This is a genomic window from Leptotrichia sp. oral taxon 879 str. F0557 (assembly GCF_000469385.1).
Lineage (GTDB): Bacteria > Fusobacteriota > Fusobacteriia > Fusobacteriales > Leptotrichiaceae > Leptotrichia > Leptotrichia mesophila.
This window is the reverse complement of sequence record NZ_KI271299.1, coordinates 6,347-9,209: the sequence shown is the minus strand read 5'-3', so window position 1 is coordinate 9,209 and position 2,863 is coordinate 6,347. Positions and strand designations below refer to the sequence as shown.

1 protein-coding gene and 1 pseudogene are annotated in these 2,863 nt (G+C 33.7%); both read left to right on the top strand.

The window, feature by feature from the left end; all coding sequences use genetic code 11:
- Nucleotides 1–2,603: hemagglutinin repeat-containing protein (locus HMPREF1552_RS12735; RefSeq protein WP_021743607.1), on the top strand; the 2,603-nt coding region annotated here is incomplete at its 5' end.
- Nucleotides 2,604–2,616: 13 nt separating this feature from the next.
- Nucleotides 2,617–2,863 (top strand): annotated as a pseudogene (locus HMPREF1552_RS12455) (hypothetical protein); the annotation flags it as partial.

Here is a 2,863-nt window from a genome sequence, read left to right as displayed (position 1 = left end):
GAGTAAATGCAGGAGCTACAATTGGCTATGGACATAAAATACAGACTACTGGAAACGGCGGAAGCATTTCAGCTAGCCAAAGCAACCAGAATACAGTTGAAACTGTCTATGCAAACGGAAACTTTAAGAATGTAAATGAAGTTCATAACAATACTGGCTCAATGGTATTGAACGGCTTTAACCAGGAAGGCGGAAAAGTAACAGGAAACATCGGAAAAGTGGAAGTTATTTCAAGACAGAACACAAGCACAACGACTGGAAGCTCAAGCGGAATAAGCCTTGGAATAAGTGCAAACGGAGTGCCAAGCTCTGTAAACATAAACGGAAGCAGAACAAATGGAGATAGAGCATTCGTAGACAACCAAAGCACATTCATTGTCGGAGAAGGAAGCAGTCTTCACGTTGGAACGCTCGAAAATACAGGAGCTGTAGTTGGAAAGGAAGGAAACTCTACATTCAAGATTGACAGCTATATTGGAAAAGATATTCAGAATCACGACACGATGAAAACAACAGGCGGATCAGTTGGAATTTCAACAGGAAAACCGAGAATTACAAATGTTGGATTTAATCAGGACAGCAGGGACAAGCAAGGAATCACAAGAAACACTGTAATTGGAGATGTTGAGATAGGAGAAACTTCTGGAAGTCTAATAAACAGAGATATTACAAGAGCAAATGAAGTAACGAAGGACACTCACAGCAGTACGAATATCAAGGTAGAGAGCCAGACTATTGAATATCTTACTAATCCAGCTAAGCTGAAAGAGGATATTGGAAAAGCTAAGGATGAAATTGAGGCAGTTGGTGCTGTGGCAAAAGCGGCTTTCAATACAATCGGCTCTAAAGAAAAAAATGGCTTCCTTGACTTCCTAAGAACTGAAAGAGTTCAGGAAACTGTAAGAAATCTAGGATATATTGACACTAAAGGAAAGACAAAAGAGCAGATAGCACAGGAAATGCAGGATAAATATGGAGAAATTTTTGCAAAGAACGGCAAGAAATTAGAAATTAACTTCTATGTCAATTCAGAAGTATCGCAAAATGATCCTGATGCCAAAAATAAAATGAATGCAGCAGGATTTACAGCTGAAGATGGTTCAATATGGCTTAATGCAGACAATATTTCTTCAATGAATAATTTTGATTTAAATTCAGTATTTGCACATGAAGGAACACATAAAGTAACTGGTAAAAATACAGAATTATTAGCTGATTTTGGACAGTCGAGAGCAGAAAAGTTTATAAATAAGTCTATTGATAAAGGCTATCTTACTAAAACTGGTGGAGGATTGAACTGGGAAGATGGAAATTTAACAGAGGAACAGAAACAAAGACTAGCTGAATATACCAATGAAGACATGCAGTATTTTTTGGATGGACTTTTAAGAGGAATAGGTGGAGATAAAGTTGTTAATAAACTGCAAGATAAGGCAAGAAAAGGGGCAAGTAAAGTTTTTGGAAAAAGTGGAGAAGCCTTTGTTAATAATGTAATAAACTTTGATAAAAAAACTTTTAATAATGAAGGAAAAGCTGTAGGAAATACGGTTCACAATGTTGTAAAAAAAGCAACAGGAGTAGATACGAGAAAACTAGGGGATCAGGTTGTAAATTTAGTAGAAAATATACAGAATGGAAAACCTGCTCCTAAGAAAAGACGACCTAAAAAAGCACCACCTAAAAAAAATACAACTAATAAAAAAAATAATAACATAAAAGAAAAAATAGAAAATGGAGTTGAAACAGGCTTAGAAATAGGAAGAGGAATTGTTACAAATGGAGGTTATTTTTTTATAGGAGGAGTACTTGCAATAGCAGAAGATGCAACTCTTGGAGTAGCAGTTATTAGAGACAGAGAAGGAAACAAAGTAGAACCTAATAACAAATTTTATTATGCTGGACAATTAGCAGGGCATCTCTTAACAACTTTTGAAGGTACTGGTGGAGCAGTAGGTGGAACAGGAGTTGAAATCGTAGCAATAGGTGCAGGTCCAGAAACGGCAGGAGTTAGTATGGTAGCAACAATTCCTGCAGAAGCAGTAAAGACATATTCAGCAGGTGTTGCAACTAAAGGTGCTTTTGGAATTACCGAAAGTTTAATAAAACTTTCAAATCCCAAAAATTCATCTAATTCAGGCAGTAGTACGAACAATAAAAATTCAAATAATGGAAATACTAGCAGAAGCAGACCTACTTATAAACAATCAGAAAATGATTTGACTAAATCATTAAAAGAAACTTATAAAAATAATCCGGATGTTGAAATATTACCACAAGAAAGTTACTTGAAAAATGATCCAGTAAAATATGGTACTAAAGGTTCAGTTAGACCAGATAATATGAAATTAAAAAACAATATTCCTGTTGAGAGTTTTGAAATGAAAAATTATAAACTGCAGAACTATGACAATATGGCTAATACAATAGTTAAACAAGTGGAACAAAGAAGAAAGAATCTTCCGCTGACTGTTACAAAACAAAATATTGTGATTGATGCAAGAGGTCAAGGAATTACAGCTGTACAAGAAAAAGAAATAATCCAGAAGATAATAGATAAATCTAATGGAACAATAAAAAAATCAGATATAACAATATGGAAATAGAAAGGAAGAAAAAATGGAAGAATTAACAACAAAAGAATATAATGAACTTTATAAGAAATACTTTAAAGAAATTTTTAATAAACCAATGAAAGATTTTGGATATAAAAAGAAAGGAACAGGACGATTTTGCAAATTAAATAAAATAGGATTATTTGAATATATAGGTTTTTTTAGATATTATCATGAATTAAGAATAGAGTATGCAATAATACCAATATATAGTTACATAATGAAAGATTCTATAGGAAATGGTGCAAAAA